The sequence below is a fragment of the Sinorhizobium chiapasense genome (genome assembly GCF_045277575.1).
Lineage (GTDB): Bacteria > Pseudomonadota > Alphaproteobacteria > Rhizobiales > Rhizobiaceae > Ensifer > Ensifer chiapasense_A.
On record NZ_CP144206.1, the window covers coordinates 1357628 to 1373303 of the forward strand.

18 protein-coding genes are annotated in these 15676 nt (G+C 60.2%); 11 read left to right on the forward strand and 7 right to left on the reverse strand.

Annotation, left to right across the window (positions count from 1 at the left end; genetic code table 11):
* Window positions 1-41: 41 nt before the first annotated feature.
* The 3 genes from QM996_RS25015 (at window position 42) to QM996_RS25025 (ending at window position 2604) form a co-directional block, all read left to right on the forward strand.
* On the forward strand, window positions 42-437 hold the full coding sequence (locus QM996_RS25015) for a VOC family protein (protein ID WP_334196637.1): 396 nt from the start codon (window positions 42-44) through the stop codon (window positions 435-437).
* Window positions 438-565: 128 nt separating this feature from the next.
* Window positions 566-1345, forward strand: coding sequence for an ABC transporter substrate-binding protein (locus tag QM996_RS25020; protein WP_334196638.1), 780 nt, complete (start codon window positions 566-568; stop codon window positions 1343-1345).
* Between the two features lie 509 nt (window positions 1346-1854).
* Complete coding sequence (locus tag QM996_RS25025; RefSeq protein ID WP_334196639.1) at window positions 1855-2604, forward strand: SDR family oxidoreductase; 750 nt, start codon at window positions 1855-1857, stop codon at window positions 2602-2604.
* A gap of 99 nt (window positions 2605-2703) precedes the next feature.
* On the opposite strand, the gene QM996_RS25030 is transcribed toward QM996_RS25025, so the two are convergent.
* A complete protein-coding gene (locus QM996_RS25030; protein WP_334198665.1) occupies window positions 2704-3588 on the reverse strand; it encodes a LysR substrate-binding domain-containing protein in 885 nt (294 codons plus the stop codon).
* 109 nt (window positions 3589-3697) lie between these two features.
* On the opposite strand from QM996_RS25030, the gene QM996_RS25035 reads away from it, so the two are divergent.
* The gene (locus QM996_RS25035) at window positions 3698-4108 is read left to right on the forward strand and encodes a tautomerase family protein (protein ID WP_334196640.1); all 411 of its coding nucleotides are present in this window, start codon (window positions 3698-3700) and stop codon (window positions 4106-4108) included.
* A gap of 171 nt (window positions 4109-4279) precedes the next feature.
* Window positions 4280-5605 carry an NRAMP family divalent metal transporter gene (locus QM996_RS25040; RefSeq protein WP_334196641.1) on the forward strand — a complete coding sequence of 442 codons (1326 nt, stop codon included), beginning with the start codon at window positions 4280-4282 and terminating at the stop codon, window positions 5603-5605.
* A gap of 118 nt (window positions 5606-5723) precedes the next feature.
* Here QM996_RS25040 and QM996_RS25045 read toward each other — a convergent pair whose 3' ends face one another.
* Window positions 5724-5876, reverse strand: a complete 153-nt coding sequence (locus tag QM996_RS25045) for a hypothetical protein (RefSeq protein WP_500270382.1) — start codon at window positions 5874-5876, stop codon at window positions 5724-5726.
* Between the two features lie 285 nt (window positions 5877-6161).
* Here QM996_RS25045 and QM996_RS25050 point away from each other — a divergent pair, with 285 nt between their 5' ends.
* Window positions 6162-6680 (forward strand): sigma-70 family RNA polymerase sigma factor, encoded by a 519-nt coding sequence (locus QM996_RS25050; protein WP_334196643.1) that lies wholly within the window; start codon window positions 6162-6164, stop codon window positions 6678-6680.
* 15 nt (window positions 6681-6695) lie between these two features.
* On the opposite strand, the gene QM996_RS25055 is transcribed toward QM996_RS25050, so the two are convergent.
* The 5 genes from QM996_RS25055 to QM996_RS25075 all read right to left on the reverse strand — a co-directional run bounded on the left by QM996_RS25055 (window position 6696) and on the right by QM996_RS25075 (window position 9274).
* The gene (locus tag QM996_RS25055; protein WP_334196644.1) at window positions 6696-7361 is read right to left on the reverse strand and encodes an HD domain-containing protein; all 666 of its coding nucleotides are present in this window, start codon (window positions 7359-7361) and stop codon (window positions 6696-6698) included.
* Between the two features lie 2 nt (window positions 7362-7363).
* Window positions 7364-7795 carry a CBS domain-containing protein gene (locus QM996_RS25060; protein WP_334196645.1) on the reverse strand — a complete coding sequence of 144 codons (432 nt, stop codon included), beginning with the start codon at window positions 7793-7795 and terminating at the stop codon, window positions 7364-7366.
* A gap of 19 nt (window positions 7796-7814) precedes the next feature.
* Window positions 7815-8039, reverse strand: coding sequence for a DUF2934 domain-containing protein (locus QM996_RS25065; protein WP_500270383.1), 225 nt, complete (start codon window positions 8037-8039; stop codon window positions 7815-7817).
* 389 nt (window positions 8040-8428) lie between these two features.
* Window positions 8429-9043: a response regulator gene (locus QM996_RS25070; RefSeq protein WP_500270384.1), complete on the reverse strand. Its 615-nt coding sequence runs from the start codon at window positions 9041-9043 to the stop codon at window positions 8429-8431.
* A 27-nt stretch (window positions 9044-9070) separates the two neighbouring features.
* Entirely contained in the window at window positions 9071-9274 is a 204-nt protein-coding gene (locus QM996_RS25075) for a hypothetical protein (RefSeq protein WP_334196648.1), read from the reverse strand.
* Window positions 9275-9438: 164 nt separating this feature from the next.
* Between QM996_RS25075 and QM996_RS25080 the strand changes: the two genes are divergently transcribed.
* The 5 genes from QM996_RS25080 to QM996_RS25100 all read left to right on the forward strand — a co-directional run bounded on the left by QM996_RS25080 (window position 9439) and on the right by QM996_RS25100 (window position 15636).
* Window positions 9439-9798, forward strand: coding sequence for a hypothetical protein (locus tag QM996_RS25080; protein ID WP_334196649.1), 360 nt, complete (start codon window positions 9439-9441; stop codon window positions 9796-9798).
* A 216-nt stretch (window positions 9799-10014) separates the two neighbouring features.
* On the forward strand, window positions 10015-10428 hold the full coding sequence (locus QM996_RS25085; protein WP_334196650.1) for a hypothetical protein: 414 nt from the start codon (window positions 10015-10017) through the stop codon (window positions 10426-10428).
* 476 nt (window positions 10429-10904) lie between these two features.
* Complete coding sequence (locus QM996_RS25090) at window positions 10905-12995, forward strand: GumC family protein (protein ID WP_334196651.1); 2091 nt, start codon at window positions 10905-10907, stop codon at window positions 12993-12995.
* Between the two features lie 161 nt (window positions 12996-13156).
* Window positions 13157-13720 (forward strand): transcription termination/antitermination protein NusG, encoded by a 564-nt coding sequence (gene nusG / locus QM996_RS25095; protein WP_334196652.1) that lies wholly within the window; start codon window positions 13157-13159, stop codon window positions 13718-13720.
* A 311-nt stretch (window positions 13721-14031) separates the two neighbouring features.
* On the forward strand, window positions 14032-15636 hold the full coding sequence (locus QM996_RS25100; RefSeq protein WP_334196653.1) for a hypothetical protein: 1605 nt from the start codon (window positions 14032-14034) through the stop codon (window positions 15634-15636).
* Window positions 15637-15676 lie beyond the last annotated feature (40 nt).

Sequence of the window (15676 nt, forward strand, 5' to 3'; positions counted from 1 at the left end):
TACTGCTATCCCGCTCGCATTCAACGCCAAAGGAAACAATGATGGCCAAGGTGATCCATTCGATGATCCGCGTTCTCGACGAAAAGAAGTCGACCGATTTCTATCGCCTGGCCTTCGGGCTTGAGGTCGCCGAAAGATTGGACTTCGAAACCTTTACCCTCATCTATCTCAGCAATGAGGAGAGCGAATTCGAGCTCGAGCTGACGGTCAACAAGGATCGAACCGAGCCCTATGTACTCGGCGACGGCTATGGCCATCTTGCATTCTCGGTCGCCGATCTCGATGCCGAGCATCAGCGCGCCACCGATGCGGGCCTCAACCCTGGCAAGATCGTCGCCTTCAACCGTGATGGTACCCTGCTTGCCCGCTTCTTCTTCCTGGTCGATCCCGATGGCTACAAGATCGAGGTGCTTCAGCGCCACGGTCGCTACAAGTGACGCCATGCTGTAGGTGACAATCAACCAAAACAATAACGGTTATCGCGCCTATCTATTTCGCTTATAGACCTCAGCGGCATAGTCTTCCCGGGAAAGCATCAAGAATGATGCGAACAAGGGGAACGCGAATGAAGAAGCAGATTGCAGCAGCCGTACTCGCCATCATGGCGGCAACAGCCTCGTCAGCTCAGGCGGCGGAGAAGATCAAGATCGGTACCGAAGGCGCCTATCCTCCCTTCAACTTCATCGATCCCGCCGGCAAGATCAGCGGCTTCGATGTGGATATCGGGCTTGCGCTGTGCGAGCGCATGAAGGTCGAGTGCGAAGTGGTGGCCCAGGATTGGGACGGCATCATTCCCGGTCTGCTCGCCAAGAAGTACGACCTGATCATCGCCTCGATGTTCATCACCGAGGAACGCAAGAAGCAGGTTGCCTTCACCAATCCCTATTATCTTGCCGCGATGACGCATGCCGCGCCAAAGGGCTCGGGCATCACGGAGTTCACCAACGAAGCGCTCAAGGGCAAGGTGATCGGCGCGCAGTCCGGCACCACCCAGGCCGAATACATCACCGCGACCTATCCCGATGCCGAGATCAAGCTCTATCCGACCCAGGACGAAGCCAATCTCGACATGGTCAATGGCCGTCTCGATCTCCAGGTCGGCGACATGCTGCCGCTCCTCGATTGGGTCACGAAGAACGATGATGGCAAGGGCTGCTGCGAACTCATCGGCGAGCCGATCACCGACAAGAAGTTCGTCGGCGACGGCGTCGGCATTGCCGTCCGCCAGGAAGACAACGATCTGCGCGAGAAGATCAACAAGGCACTCGACGAGATTCGCGCTGACGGCACCTACAAGAAGATCAACGACAAGTACTTCAGCATCGACGTCTACACGATGAAGTGACGCGCGGTGGAGTCGGCTCACGGCCGGCCGGACGGAAGCCGACCGCGCCCCAAGGGCGCGGTCGCTCATCTCCCCCATTGCGCCTGGCGGTGCGTAACCGCTCAGCGATCGCCTGGAACTCGGGATCACCGACGAGCGATTGCCCGGCCCATTGGCCCTCGAGCCATTCGGCTTCGCCTTTCAACCACCCTCGACAAGCAAGCGGAGAGTGCCCGTGCCTTCGCCGTCAAGCGTCCAGGCATCGATCAAGCGTCGGTCGGTCGGCATAAGACCTCAACGTCGCAAAGCTGCCGGCGGCCTGTGGGCGAGAACCAGCCGGACAACAGGAGTCTTCGCCATCCGCGCGATGCCCGGCTCCACCAGACAATCAACCCGGACGTTGACATCGTGCCAGCGGGCGCCGGCACAAGGGCACGCGAGGGTATCCTTGGCGGATGCCGCGGCAGGCGCTAAAGCTCGTCTGTCGAGATTTGATCGACCTGAAAGCGGCCACTGAATCGGAGACTGACATGTTCGACCTCAGCGGAAAGACGGCACTGGTGACAGGCGGTGGTCGCGGCCTCGGCCTCGAAATGGCAAAGGCTCTCGCCACGGCGGGCGCGGCGGTGACAATCAACGGTCGCAACCGCGAGGCACTTGAAGCGGCACGCCGCCGGCTTGCCGACGATGGCATAGCGCTCGATGTCGCCCCAGGCGATGTGGCGACGGACGCCGCACAGATAGTCGACGCGGCGCTGGCGGGAACGGGACAGCTCGACATCCTGATCCATGCGGTCGGCGAGCGCGACCGGCGTGGTACGGACGCCATGGACCCCGTTTCCTTTGCTGCGCTGATCAACGCCGACCTGACGGCTGCCTATGGAATGGCGAAGGCAGCGCTTCCTTATCTTCGCCGCTCCGTTGCGGGGCGACTGATTTTCGTCACCTCCATCGCCGCCTTCGTTGCGCGACCCGGCGACCCGGCCTACACCGCTGCAAAGGGCGGCCTTGATGCCCTCACCCGCTCGCTCGCGGTCGAGCTCGGCTCCGACACGCTGACAGTCAATGCGATCGCCCCCGGCTGGTTCGCGACGGAGACCAATGCGGCGCTTGCCGCCGATCCGGCACTCCAGGCGTTCGTCGATGTCCGCATTCCCCTGAAGCGCTGGGGACGACCGGAAGAGATCGCGCCCGCAGCCGTGTTCCTGGCATCGCCCGCTGCAAGCTTCGTCAATGGCATTACTTTGACCGTCGACGGCGGCATGACCGTGCAGATGTAGTAACCGCCCCCTCCGCTTGGTTCACGGCCGGCCGCCTTCGCTACTTCATGTCTCCTTAAATCGACGTCGATCTAAGGAGACATGCAGCAACTCAAAGACCTACAGCGACCTTTGCGCGTCCGATAAGACGCGCGGCGCTGTAGGCAAACCTTCGGCAAGAAGCGTCGCGAGACTGGAGGCCGCCTTGTCCGCCTTCGGCTTGAGCCGCAGACTGAACTCAGCATTCGGCAGCGCCGGCAATGACAGAGCCTGGGGTGCTGCGGCGATGCCCTCGCCCATAATTCGCGCGGTCCGCGCGGTGATCGCGATCCCGCTCCGAACTGCAGCGCGCAACCCGGAAAGGCTCGGGCTGGTCGCCGCGATACGATAGCTGTAGCCCGCATTATCGAGCGCATCTGTGGCCGCTGACCGGAAGCCGCAGGGTGGATCCAGCACCGCAATCGGCAACTCACCAGCGGCGGGAACCGGCTCACCCGATGCCGACAGCCACAGCATCGGCTCGCTCAACAAGGCGACCTCGTCCGGCTGCAGGCCCTCGCGCATGACGATCAGAACGTCGATCACTCCTTGATCATAGGCCGCCGTCAGCTCCCGTGAGCGTCCGACCCTGAGATCAAGCCGGACGCGCGGATGCGTTCGGGCAAAGAGGCGCAGGAGATCAGGCAGATTGCTGTCGGCAAAGTCCTGGGTGCAGCCGAGCGCCAGGCGGCCATCGGCCTTGGCGCCTTTGAAGCTGAGCCAGGCATCACGGTGGACTTCGAGAATCCGCCGCGCGTGAACCAGCAGTTCCTCTCCGGCGGGCGTCAGGACACGTCCCCTTCCCGATGGAGCGAGAAGCGGCTCTCCCACCATTGTCTCCAACCGCTGCATCTGAGCGGTGACAGCGGAAGCGGTGCGGCCGACCGCGGCGGCCGCATGCGCGAGCGAGCCGCCTTCGGCGAAGGCGAGGAACGTTCGGAGCAGGTCAGGATCGAAGGCTTGCATCACTTTAATATAATCGAATCATAAGTACAAAACAATTCGATTTTTTCTCACCAAATGAACCGGCAGATTGAAGACAACAAGGGATCACAATCAACAAAAGGAGCTTTCAATGCCTATCATCAACATCACGGTCAGCGGCAAGGCCGACGCGGCTCTCTCTTCGCGGATTGCTGCCGTAGTCAGCGAGCTGACGGCCACGCACCTGCGCAAGGACCCGACGATCACCGCAATCGCCATCGCCTATATCGATCCCGCCCATTGGTTCGCCGGCGGCAGTTCGCTGGCGGAGCAGGATCTGAACAGCTTCTGGCTGGATATCAAGGTCGTCGACGGCACCAACACGAAGCCGGAAATGGCGGCCTATCTGGAAGCGGTCTACGGCCGCTTCGAACAACTGCTCGGCAATCTGCATTCAGAAAGCTACATTCTCGTGCACGAGGTTCCGGCCGCCGCCTACGGCTATGGCGGCAAGACGCAGGAGTTTCGATACATCAGCGGGAAGCTGAAGATCACCGCATAGCCGCGGACACGCTCCCATCTGGGCGTCCCTTCGCGCAAGCCCGGTTTGCTCGGAGGGACGGCCAGATGCACTGCGCGGCCAGGTTCGCGCCGGGGAGCAGCCCGCCGGAGGGAACAATCGCTTGGCAAGGCCGTTCGACGCAGAACTGACATCAGCAGCGGAAGGCCGATCATGGTGGATCCGGTCCGGCAGACGGGGTTAGCGAGCGACAGTGGAAAGCAGGCGCGACGTTCAACAAGGGCTTCGCGCGAACGGCATGGCGACAGTTTCTCGCGCAAGCTCTGCGCCGGCCTGATCTCCGGTGCTGCCGATGACGATCCAAGCGGGATCGCCACCTACAGCCAGATCGGCGCGCAATTCGGCTTCTCGCTCGGCTGGACCGTGCTGTTCTGTTATCCGTTCATGGTTGGGGTGCAGGGTTTGAGCGCCAGGATTGGTGCCGTCACCGGTCAAGGTCTTGCGCGCAACCTGCGTCGGCACTACCCCGCGTCATTGGCGCGCGTGGCCACATTAATGTTGTTGATCGCGAACGTCATCAATATCGGCGCCGATCTCGCAGCGATGGGCGCGGCCCTGCGGCTGCTCGTCGGTGGGCCACAGCTCGTCTATGCCGCGCTGTTTGGCATCGTCTGCGTGTTGCTCGAGATTTTCGTCCGGTACCGACGTTATGCGATGTTTTTAAAGTGGTTGACGCTTTCGCTCTTTGCCTATGTCGCGGTCGTCTTCGTCGTCGATGTTCCCTGGATGGATGCGGCGCGTGGCGTTTTCATTCCCTCGTTTACCTTTGGCGGCGAACAGGCGATGGCGCTTGTCGCCGTGCTGGGAACGACGATCAGTCCCTATCTGCTTTTCTGGCAGGCGGGCCAGGAAGTCGAGGAACTCGGACGACGGCATCACCCAAGATTGGGTGCCAACCCGCAAGCTGCCGAGCCGGAACTCGTGCGCATAGAGATCGACACCGTCGTCGGCATGACGTTGTCGGGCCTCGTCGCCCTTTCGATCATGATCGCGACCGCCACAACGCTTCACGCCAACGGCACCACACACATCGAAACGTCGGCGCAAGCGGCTGAGGCTCTGCGACCGATCGCCGGCAACGTCGCCTTCGCACTCTTTGCCGCCGGCATTATTGGAACGGGCATGTTGGCGGTTCCGGTTCTGGCGGGTTCGGCCGCCTATGCCGTTGCGGAATTGTTTCAATGGGCGGAAGGGCTGGATCACGCGCCTCGGAGGGCGAAAGCTTTCTATGGCACGATCGCTCTGGCAACACTCGCTAGCGTTGCCGTTTTTCTTGTCGGGGTAGATCCGTTCCTGCTGCTCTATTGGAGCGCGGTCATCAACGGTGTGCTCGCAGGGCTCCTCATCGCCATCATGACGATGATGGCCGCCAATCGCCGCATCATGGGCCAGCTCAAGGCGCCGCGGTGGATGTTGGCACTCGGTGGTGCGACCGCCATAGTGATGGTCTCCGCGACGGCCGCAATGTTGTTGCTCTAGGAACATTCCGCTTTCGCGTCGAACCACCGGAAGCGGAAAGTGCCTTGGAACCAAGGGACGCCCTATCCGGAACTGCCACCATGTCGGCCCGCGCCTCCAAGAAGAGGCGACCGTTCCTTTATTTCGTTTCCGCAGCGCGGATTTCTGCGCGGCTCACGATGTCCATCAGTTCTTCGCTGAGGGCGTTCTGATAGGCAAAGTCCGGGCCTGGAACGATACCCGGATCCTCCTCGTGATCCTGGACGACGAGATCGTCGCGCAGATGGTCCATGAGCCTTTCCCAGCACGCGTCATCGCCTGCAGCAACCGCCAGGAGCGCGGTCAGGATTTTTCGGTGAGCCATAAGCTTTAGTTCGACCTTCTCCATTTTGCACCTCATCTTGGCCGACAAAGCTCGGCTCTAAAGGCATCTCCAACAGGAGTGAAAAGGCATCTCCAACAGGAGTGAAGCGGCGTTGGTTCCATCGTGCCACCCGGAGCGCCGGGGCTCGGAACTTAAATGCGGACCGCGCATTGTTAAAAGAGCAACTCAGCTACCCCGAAAGGCAGTTTTCCCATGCCTTCCATCCCTGAGAAGGAAGACCAAATTCAGCCGCTGGAGACCCAGGTCGTTGACCTCATTCCGGCATTGCGGGCGTTTGCACGCACCTTCGTCACCTCCAACTTCGAGGCGGACGATCTCCTGCAGGAAACCCTTTTCCGCGCATTGCGCGGCATCGATGGCTTCGAACCCGGTACAAATCTGAAGTCGTGGCTCTTCACCATCATGCACAATGCCTTCCGCACGCAGTACAAATTGCGGCGGCGTGAAGCGCCCGGCGTCGTCAATTGCGCCGAACTGCCGATACCAATGGCCCCGCCACAGGAATGGTGTGTGCTGAACAGCGAATTGCGCACCGCGCTGGAAACGCTGGCCCCCGTCCATCGGGAGGTCCTTGTCCTCGTCGCCGGTTATGGCCTGAGTTATAAAGAGGCGGCCGAGATCTGCGATTGTGCCGTTGGAACCATCAAGAGCAGATTGAGCCGAGCGCGCGATGAGCTCGCCTATCGCATGAGCGGCGTACCGGTTGAATGAAGCGGCGCCTTGCGCTCACTGGATAAAAATCAGGTAGAGCGCGCCGACGAGGGCCAAGCCGAGCAGAACGACGAAAGATCGGCTCGCGACGCGATCGGTATTCTCCCTGCGAAGCGCTCGGCGGGCAGCATCGACGCGGTCAAGCCGCGTCCCGCTCGTTAGGTATGAATTCACGCCTTCAGCTGTTTCGTCCCGGTCTGCGAGCGTGTCCTGGCGGACGATCTCCTCAAGCAGGTGCAGTCGGCGTCCGTATTCGGCGCCGTTTTTCCCCTGGCGTTCGAGCTGGGCAAGATTGTCGTCGAGATCCGCCCGCTTCACCTCCAGGCTAAGCGGGTTGGCGGCGGCGCGGATCGTCAACGCATCCTTCGTTTCACCTGGCCGCCGGGTCAGAGATTCCACGGCAGCAACGACCTCCGGAGAGAAGCCTGCATCGAGCAGCCTTTCGGCCGTCCATCCCGGCGACTTTTCAAGCACATCATGGAGGAAAGCAACTGTCTTGGCCTTATCGCCCTGAACGGCATCGGCAACGCGTTGACAGTGCCGTATGTAGGGTTCGCCCGCCTTGTCGCGCTGGCCGGCGTGGGCGTGAACGGCGACTTCTCGAGCCCAGGCATGCTCTTCAGGTGCGGACAGCAGGACTGGGGAGCGCCACAGGGAACGTCGATCGCGGGTGTCAGCCATTGCTACGGCCTTTGGTTGTGAGCGCCGCCCGGAGCGGTCACGCCTTTGAGGCCGACGCCCGCCAAACCAGGATCTCGACGCGCCGCATCTGCCAGCGAAACGATGCCGACAAGGCGCTTGTTGCGATCAACGACGGGCAAGCGGCGTACCTGCTCATCGCCCATGTTGCGGGCAACACCGGACACGTCTTCGTCGTCAAAGCAGTATTTGACATCGGCGGTCATGACGTCGCCGACACGGGTCTTGTCGTCACGACCGTCGGCGACGCAACGTACGACGATATCACGGTCGGTAATCATGCCGACCAGGCGATCATTATCGCCGACCGGCAGAAAGCCGATATCGTTCTCGGCCATTTCCCGCGCAACCGTTGAGATCGTATCGTCCGGGCTGGCGACGCGAACGTCTCTTGTCATGATGTCGGAAATTCGCATGGCTGTTGTCCTTTCCCGTTCAGGATTCATCGGCTCCGCGGCCGGCCTTTCCGTGCGGAGCCGTCGACGGCGCAACCACGGTTCCGGTATCGTCGTCGGCGTCTTCCGTGGAATGGAGGCGTTCACGTTCTGCCAGTTCGCGGCTGGCCTGTTCCCAATGGCGCTGGTCGGCACCTTCGGGCCGTCCCTCGCTCTCCCAGATCGCATATGCGCGCTGGCGAATGAGTTCCTCCCTATCGTCCATGACACTGACCCTCGTTTTAGTGTTGCGCCTTGCAAACTCTGAATTCGTGGATTTGTTCCGGTGCGATTGGGGGCGCACAACCACTCCTGCCAGGGCCCTGACAAGACAGGACACGCCGTACACAACAATCCTCGAAACTGCTCGGAACTATGCGGGTAAACGCCGGTTCTTCATGGATAGCGAGGAAAGAGGAATGAGCCCGACCCCACGTAGACCCGGCGAGCAACAGCCACCACCACCGGGGCCGAACCGGACACCGCGGCCAATCGAGGAACCAGAACCCGAAGATCTGCCGGATGAGAAGCGGACGCCAAACCCGGACGAAGTCCGTGAACCACCGATGCACGCCGAACTTCGCCTATCGTCGATGTAGCCGCGAATTACTGCTGTCAGTTTGGCCCGTACGGGCTTTCGCCATGAATGATCATCATCAACTCGTGCAGCCATGCATCGAGCGGCTGTGTTCTCTGCCTCGTGGCGGCCAGGGCAATCGCGCGTTCGAGCGTGCGCTCGACGAGGAAGTCTGCAGCCTTGACGCTCGACATCAACACCCTGGCCCTGAGGCGTAGGCCGGGAATGAGATCCGTAACGGGTTGATCAGGCAGGCTTCCGTAGATCGGGGCAAGCGTTGATAAATTCTGGAGATACTGCTCGAAAACGGCGCTCACCAGGTCTGACGAGCCAGTGCATTTGCTAAGGCGCGCGGCCGAGCTGAACCTTTCCGGAACGTTCAAATCGTCGTAACCGCTAAAGAAGATCAATGGCACCGATCGGCGCGCGAGCTCGTCCGCCACGGGAAAAACCAACTCCCCATTGAGGTTGATGTCGAGGACAGCAACCTGAATATCGTCAGCTTTCGAAAGGCGCTTCAAGGTTTCTTGCACCGTTGGGGTGGGGCCAATGATGGTCGCGCCGGCTCGTTCGAGCCATAGGGCGATGTCATTCGCGACATAGAACTCATCCTCCGCCACCAGCACCCGCAAATGCTGCAGGTCCGGCATCATTTTCCGTCCTCGATCCTTCTGCCCGTCTCAGTTCTTCTGGCGCTGCGCGCGGTCGTTCGCCGCTGCTGTCGCTCGCCGGGAATCGAGCGCCTTTTGCAGCCTGTTGGCGAGTATCAACAGCCGATCAGGGACGTCATCCACCGGCCCCGCGTTCGGCTCGACCGCACGGGGAACCGAATTGTCGATCAGCAAGGTCACGTTTTCATCACCTGTCTTCTTGGCCGAAGCCATCGTTCTACCCTAACCATCTTTACAGCGCTCTTTCGGGCACGCTCGCCGCCAATGGCAACGAGCCCCAAGGATACGCCCTGTGGGAGGAGAAGCCAAGTTTTCCGGCTCGGTGGCGGCAGTCGCATTGCTTTGGAACGAACGACAGTGCTGTCGGTTTGGTCTCCATGATGTTTCCGGATCGGATCAGCAACGCTCCCATCTCTGGTCGAGCGAGATCAGCCGCTATCTCTGCGAGAACCGCACTACTGGCCCTCCTCACCATTATACTGACTGCCGAACCGACATTCCCCCAGATCGCCGATAAAGGTCCATCCGCCGATTGCCAAACCGGTCCCGCAACGCCTGAGAACGAGCAGTACGAGGATTGGACGCAGAAGCTCGAGAGATGCGCCGGTGTTCTTCTGCCACCCAAGACAGGTGACCGCGAACTGGTGGAACCGGCTCCGTCCACCGGGAAAACACGCATTATCAAACCCCACGAACTGCCGCCCGATGAAGGCGCCGATGAAGGCATTGAGCAATGAGCCGCCGAAACTCCGCGGCGCCGCGCGTCCTTGAAGACGCCAGAAGGTCGCCGTAGCACTTTGAATTGCTACTGTTTTTACCCGTTCGACTGGCTAAGATTGAAGGAAATATGCAGTGGGCTTTGCCTTCCGACGCAGCGGTCGAGTGGCTGATCCAGAGCTCTATCGACTGACGTTGGAAGACGCGTGCTCTGCCGACGTTTTTGCGCTGAAGACTTGGCGCCGGCCCTCAGTGATCTCCAATTCCCGGATGGCCGATCTCGCCGCATCGAGTTGCGCTTCGGCCTGAATCAGCCTCTTGCGCAGGGTGAGCACCGCAGCCGAAACCACGAGAATATCGGCGATCACAACGATGACCGCGCCGGCAAGACCTTCGACGCCAAACAGGATCAAGATGACAGCGCCGACAAATATCGCAACGGCGCCGCATCGCAGGTTGCGGCCGCCTCTCAGGAAAAGCACGGCGGGAAAGGTCGCCAACAGGACTGTTGCGATCCCGGATTTGTCCGCAATGCTCTGCGAAGCGAATTCGATGAGTGTATCCATAGCGACCCACGGCTCGCTGAGACGGTTCAAGTTGAGCGTCTGATCAACCGGGCGTTCCATCCGAACGCACCGGTGTTCCGGTGAGGGCATTCATGAAAGTGTCGTCGAAAATGGCTAGGGTGCCAACTCGGCGGCCTTTTCGGCGGCCTCGGTCTGCTCCGGCTCGACGATTACCATCTTGAGACGCAGTTCGTCAGCAGTCTCATTCGCGTATTTCCCCGTTGACCCTACCACAATAGTGGTACGCGCCATTCGCCTTTCGGCGATGCAATTGGCCAAAGGTACTCGCCACCTCATCCCTTGCTTCAGCTTACTACGCACTACTGCTGATGGCACTGATATCGGCGAACCTGATATATTTTTCGGTGGCCGGCAGTTTGATCGGTCGACGGCGGAGCAGGATGACTTGGGCGTACGGCGAACCGGTGTGCGAATGCCGGGACTGCTGCGCGTGAATGCGACTAACCATCAGCTCCTCAAACGTTTGTTTACTGCAGGCCCCTCCGCTGGTGCAGCGCCGGCGGAACATAATCATTGTGGATATTTGAAGGGATTTGACAATGCAGAGCTCGACCGACCGCGTGATTGTGACACCGGAACCGGCGCTGCTCGACGTGAGGGAGATTATCGATTTTCTTCTCCGGCGTTGGAAGTTCATATCGTGCACCGCCGTCCTAACGCTCGGAGCTTTCGTTGGAATCTCACTCGTCGTCACTCCGTCCTATACTGCCATCTCCAGGATACTGCTCGACGCTCCCAAGGATTATATCCTCTCTCAGGACGCCGGGCCTGAACTGCGCGACAACTCCACATTCATCGAAAGCGAAATCGCCGTCCTGACGTCCGCCTCGCTGCTGCAGAAGGTTGTCGAAAGCGAAGGATTGGCGTCAGATCCTGCGCTTGAGGCCGGGGCCTTGACGTGGCTTGAGGGCGCGCTCGAAGTCTCGCGCGTCGGACTGGCCGATGTCATCGAGCTCAATGTAACCTCACATGACCCCGAAGAGGCGGCGCGCCTCGCCAATGCGCTTGCCCAGGTTTACGTGCAAGACCGCATCGAGTCCCGTTACGAGGGCGCCAAGAAGGCTTCTACCTGGTTGAGCGAACGCGCCGGAATTCTGCGCGAAGAACTGAGCCGTTCGGAAAACGCCGTCCAAAAATTCCGCGCCGAGCATAATCTTCTGGCGACGCAGTCCGGGAGCCTGACCGGGCAGCAATTGTCCGAGTTGAACATAGCCCTCATCAACGCCCGTGCGGAACTGGCAACGAAACGCTCGAAGTTCGAGCAGGCGGAGAAAGTCCTGCGTTCGGGCGGCGATGCCCAGACCCTGCCTGACGTGCTGCAGTCCGACGTCGTCAGCGCGCTTCGCACCCAGGCTGGTGTCGTGACGCGCAAGGAAGCAGATCTGCGGCTACGTTACGGCGAGCAGCATCCTGAGGTGATGACGGTTCAGGCGGAGCGCCGCGATATCGAGCAGCAGATCGCCGCCGAGATACAGCGGCTCGTCGGCAACCTCAGAAACGAGGTGGAAGCCGCTGAAGCGCGCGAAGCTGCGCTGTCTCGGGCGCTGGCGTCGGTATCCGGCCAGTCGGCGGTCGAGGATCAGGTCGGCGTACAGTTGCGCGATCTGGAGCGGATTGCGGCTGCGAACAAGGAACTGTTCCAGACATTCCTGTCGCGCGCCAAGATCGCCGAGGAGAAATCGACACTGCTGAGCAGCGGTGTGCGCGTCATTACACGCGCCGGCGTCCCGCTCGCGCCAAGCTTCCCGAATAGACCGCTTTTTGCGGCCGTGGGCCTGGTGGTCGGTGCTGCCTTGGGCGGAGCCGGCGCGCTTGTCCGCGAGCTGTTTTCATCCGGCTTCATGGCAAGGCGCCAGGTCGAAGAAGCACTGGCCGTTCCAGTTCTCGCCTCCTTGCCGCGGATGACGGAATGGTCGCGGACAAAATCGCGTGTGCAGCCGGTGGCATACCTGGAGCACCGTCCCTTGTCGCGCTACAGCGAGGCCGTCAGAAGATTGCGCCTGGGCCTCGGCGACATACCTGACACGGATCATTCGCCATCGATCACCCTCGTTACCTCGGCGATGCCGGGCGAAGGCAAGACGACCCTTGCACTCAGCCTTGCTTGCTCTGCCGCCGCAGACGGGGAGCGCGCGCTGGTAATAGATGCCGACCTCAGGGTTTCGGCCACCACCGCCTTCTTTGGCATGACGGAGAATGTCGGCCTGGTCGACCTTCTGACACTTCCGATCGATCCGGCCAAGGCAATCCACCTGGACGAGCGCTCGGGCATTCACGTTCTGCCGGCCGGCGCCAAAACCTTGAACCCTCCCGCACTCCTTGCCTCGGCACGGATGCGCTCGCTCATCAACGAGTTCCGGGCAACCTATGACACCGTGATCATCGATGCGCCGCCGGTCGGCCCAGTGGCAGATGCCTCCATTCTTGCCGGACACGCCGACAAGGTCGTGTTCGTCGTGAAGTGGCGAGACACGTCCCGCGAAGCGGTGGCTGAGGGCATTCGATACCTCGGCGATAGATCCAAGATCGCCGGGATTGCCCTGACGATGGTCGATGGGCCGAAGTTGCCCAAATATGGCCGCTACGCGTCTCTCGACGGTAATGGATATGACGGCCGCTACCTGAATTGATGAGAAAATTCCCTCGGCCCTCGAGGAGAAGGAGCGTTCTACCTTTAAGAACATAGTTAATAAATTGCAAATATATAACAACTGTCAGCAATTCAAAGTAATAAACAGAAATATACTGAATAAAAATCGAACAATTAAAAAATAAAGATGGAGGTGGAGAGATGCTGAGTGACAACTCACACGATGTTTCACGTTCGATGCCGCTGGACGATGCGCGCAATGCTCAGCCTGAACGCTGGTACGTGGTGCAGACACATCAACACTGTGAGACCCTGGCTGAAAAGCATCTGACTTCACAAAACTTGCGGACCTACCTGCCGAAACGGTGCCGAACCGTTCGCCATGCGCGCAGCATAAAGACTGTGTGCGGTGCCTATTTCGATGGCTACCTCTTCGTCTCATTGGATATTCAACGGCAGAGATGGTCGCCGATCAATTCGACCGTCGGCGTGCGCAAGCTCGTGATGAGCGACCGCAAGCCGATACCGGTCCCTTACGGTATCGTCGAAGCCTTGATCATGGCGACCGACGAGGCGGGCTTTCTGCACCCCAAGGATATGTTCCAGGCGGGAAAAACAATCAAAGTAGAGAGCGGCCCATTTGCAGATCAACTCGGCGTCCTTGACTACGTCGGGCGCTCAGGAGCCGTCCGAGTCTTGATGGATATTATGAATAGGGCCGTTCCAATTTATATAGACAGAGACAAGTGCTTGGTGATAAATTAACGTCTGCTTAATTAGTGCTTTTGTTGAGTTTGTTGCTTTAGTCCTAGGTTTTTTGCGCGAATGATGAGTCAGATCGACTCACCCTCGCTGCGGCAGCCTGCGAAGAATCGGCCAAGCCTGCGCTGCGTCGAAAGATTGGCGACGGCACATCACTGGATTTCACAGATGACGCTCCCGACAGTCGATTGTGAAGAGCTCCCTCTCCCATGGGCCAGGAGGACGGGCCTGTCTCATCATAGCCTCTTGGAGAGAGCCACGGAGCAGAAGAGCGGCCGTGAACTCTACTGGCAGCTCCCATGAAGTCGCGGCCCATGTCTACCTGGCAAGAAAGCGTCGTGACCAAGGAGTCGTCGACTTCGCAGGCGAGCGGTCTCGATCAGGCAGCGACGTTACGGAGCGGCTCAACCAGATGCCTCCCCTCACCTCCAGTTCCACCGTTGGCGATCGCGGGCGAGCTGTTTGCGGCGCTGGATGCGGCCGACATCCACTATGGCATCGTCCAGGATCCGGGAAGCCTGCCACATGCCCTTGCCGGTCGTGACGACATCGACATGCTGGTCGATAAGCAGGACTACGCAGCCTTTTGCGAGATCATGGCTCGGCTCCACGGCCTTCGCAGCGTCAGCCTCTCCTGCTACGACAATGTGTGCGACGGCCGCGAAGATTGGTTCGTTCCTGATTTTTCACGTAGCGCCTATCTGCACATCGATCTTCATGTCGGCATCCGCGTCGGCTGGGAGTTCCGCAAGCGTTATCTGGCGTTCGACTATGCGGCGATCGCGCAGTGGGAGCGCCTGTCGGTCGACGGAGTAACCATCCCGGTCGCCTCTCTCGAGGACGAAATTCGGTTGACGATTGGTCGTTTCGCCTTTCGTCTTTGGGGATGGCCGTGGACACGATGGGTGGTCTTGCCTGGGGACTGGGGGGACCACCTTGCGCAACTGCCCTTTCGATCCGGCGAAGCGGGTGAACGTGTCATCGAATGCGCCAGTGGCGGCAGCGGCACGATAAGTTGCAGGATCCGGCCGAAGGAGGGCGGCATCGAGGTCTATCGCGCTGATCTCGCGCGGCTCAGGCACGCGATCCGTCACCGGTGCGGGTACTCCCGCAACAGCGGTCTGACGGATGCGACGGTCCACTTCATCCGCAAGACCTCCTATCTTTCGTTGAGGATCCTGGGGCGACTGTGGCCAGGCAGCGTTCCGGCAAAGAGGCGTGCCTCTACAGGCGGGCTCGTGGTCGCGCTCGTTGCGCCGGATGGCCTTGGCAAGAGCACGCAGACCGATCTGCTGACACGCATCTTCGCCTGGAAGCTCGGTTGCGCCCAGGTTTATGTCGGCACTGGAGAAGGCAATGGATGGTGGTTCCGCAAGGGATTGCAAAATCTGCTTTCCCCCCGCAGGCACCAACTCAAGGCGGTGATCCAGCGTGACCGCAAGGAACCGCGCGGCGGGGCGATGGGCAAGGTTCTCGCAGCCGGGCTGGCTTTATGGGCCGTGCTGATTGCGATCGAGAGATACGGGGTCGTCAAGCGTGCGCATCGATGGGCGACACGCGGCCTGATCGTCGTTTGCGATCGGTGGCCACAGACGCTTCGCAAGGGGTACCTGGACGGACCGATGATCCAATCCGAACTGCCTGCCGTTCCCGGTCTCGCGGCGCTTGCCCGCTTCGAAGAGCGGCTTTATCACAAGATGAGCGAATGCAGGCCAGACCTTATCCTTCACCTCGTATCGGATTTCTCCGTCTCGCAGAGCAGAAAGCCGGGAGAGATCAGCAAGGAAGGATTTGAGGCGCGGATGTCGTTGATGAGCGAGCTTCGAGCACTCGACAAAGACATCAGGGCCGTCGACGCAAGCGGCGATACCGAGACCGTCACCCGGGTTCTTTTCAAGCAAATCTGGCTTTCCCTGTAAGAGGCGACGCCTATCCCCAATATCCCAGCAGGTCACACGC

What these genes read in the sequence shown, in the direction of transcription:
- QM996_RS25015 (WP_334196637.1), top strand. Translation starts at nt 42, where the DNA reads ATGGCCAAGGTGATCCATTCGATGATCCGCGTTCTCGACGAAAAGAAG.
- QM996_RS25020 (WP_334196638.1), top strand. Translation starts at nt 566, where the DNA reads ATGAAGAAGCAGATTGCAGCAGCCGTACTCGCCATCATGGCGGCAACA.
- QM996_RS25025 (WP_334196639.1), top strand. Translation starts at nt 1,855, where the DNA reads ATGTTCGACCTCAGCGGAAAGACGGCACTGGTGACAGGCGGTGGTCGC.
- QM996_RS25030 (WP_334198665.1), bottom strand. Translation starts at nt 3,588, where the DNA reads ATGCAAGCCTTCGATCCTGACCTGCTCCGAACGTTCCTCGCCTTCGCC.
- QM996_RS25035 (WP_334196640.1), top strand. Translation starts at nt 3,698, where the DNA reads ATGCCTATCATCAACATCACGGTCAGCGGCAAGGCCGACGCGGCTCTC.
- QM996_RS25040 (WP_334196641.1), top strand. Translation starts at nt 4,280, where the DNA reads ATGGTGGATCCGGTCCGGCAGACGGGGTTAGCGAGCGACAGTGGAAAG.
- QM996_RS25045 (WP_500270382.1), bottom strand. Translation starts at nt 5,876, where the DNA reads ATGGACCATCTGCGCGACGATCTCGTCGTCCAGGATCACGAGGAGGAT.
- QM996_RS25050 (WP_334196643.1), top strand. Translation starts at nt 6,162, where the DNA reads ATGCCTTCCATCCCTGAGAAGGAAGACCAAATTCAGCCGCTGGAGACC.
- QM996_RS25055 (WP_334196644.1), bottom strand. Translation starts at nt 7,361, where the DNA reads ATGGCTGACACCCGCGATCGACGTTCCCTGTGGCGCTCCCCAGTCCTG.
- QM996_RS25060 (WP_334196645.1), bottom strand. Translation starts at nt 7,795, where the DNA reads ATGCGAATTTCCGACATCATGACAAGAGACGTTCGCGTCGCCAGCCCG.
- QM996_RS25065 (WP_500270383.1), bottom strand. Translation starts at nt 8,039, where the DNA reads ATGGACGATAGGGAGGAACTCATTCGCCAGCGCGCATATGCGATCTGG.
- QM996_RS25070 (WP_500270384.1), bottom strand. Translation starts at nt 9,043, where the DNA reads ATGATGCCGGACCTGCAGCATTTGCGGGTGCTGGTGGCGGAGGATGAG.
- QM996_RS25075 (WP_334196648.1), bottom strand. Translation starts at nt 9,274, where the DNA reads ATGGCTTCGGCCAAGAAGACAGGTGATGAAAACGTGACCTTGCTGATC.
- QM996_RS25080 (WP_334196649.1), top strand. Translation starts at nt 9,439, where the DNA reads ATGATGTTTCCGGATCGGATCAGCAACGCTCCCATCTCTGGTCGAGCG.
- QM996_RS25090 (WP_334196651.1), top strand. Translation starts at nt 10,905, where the DNA reads ATGCAGAGCTCGACCGACCGCGTGATTGTGACACCGGAACCGGCGCTG.
- nusG (WP_334196652.1), top strand. Translation starts at nt 13,157, where the DNA reads ATGCTGAGTGACAACTCACACGATGTTTCACGTTCGATGCCGCTGGAC.
- QM996_RS25100 (WP_334196653.1), top strand. Translation starts at nt 14,032, where the DNA reads ATGTCTACCTGGCAAGAAAGCGTCGTGACCAAGGAGTCGTCGACTTCG.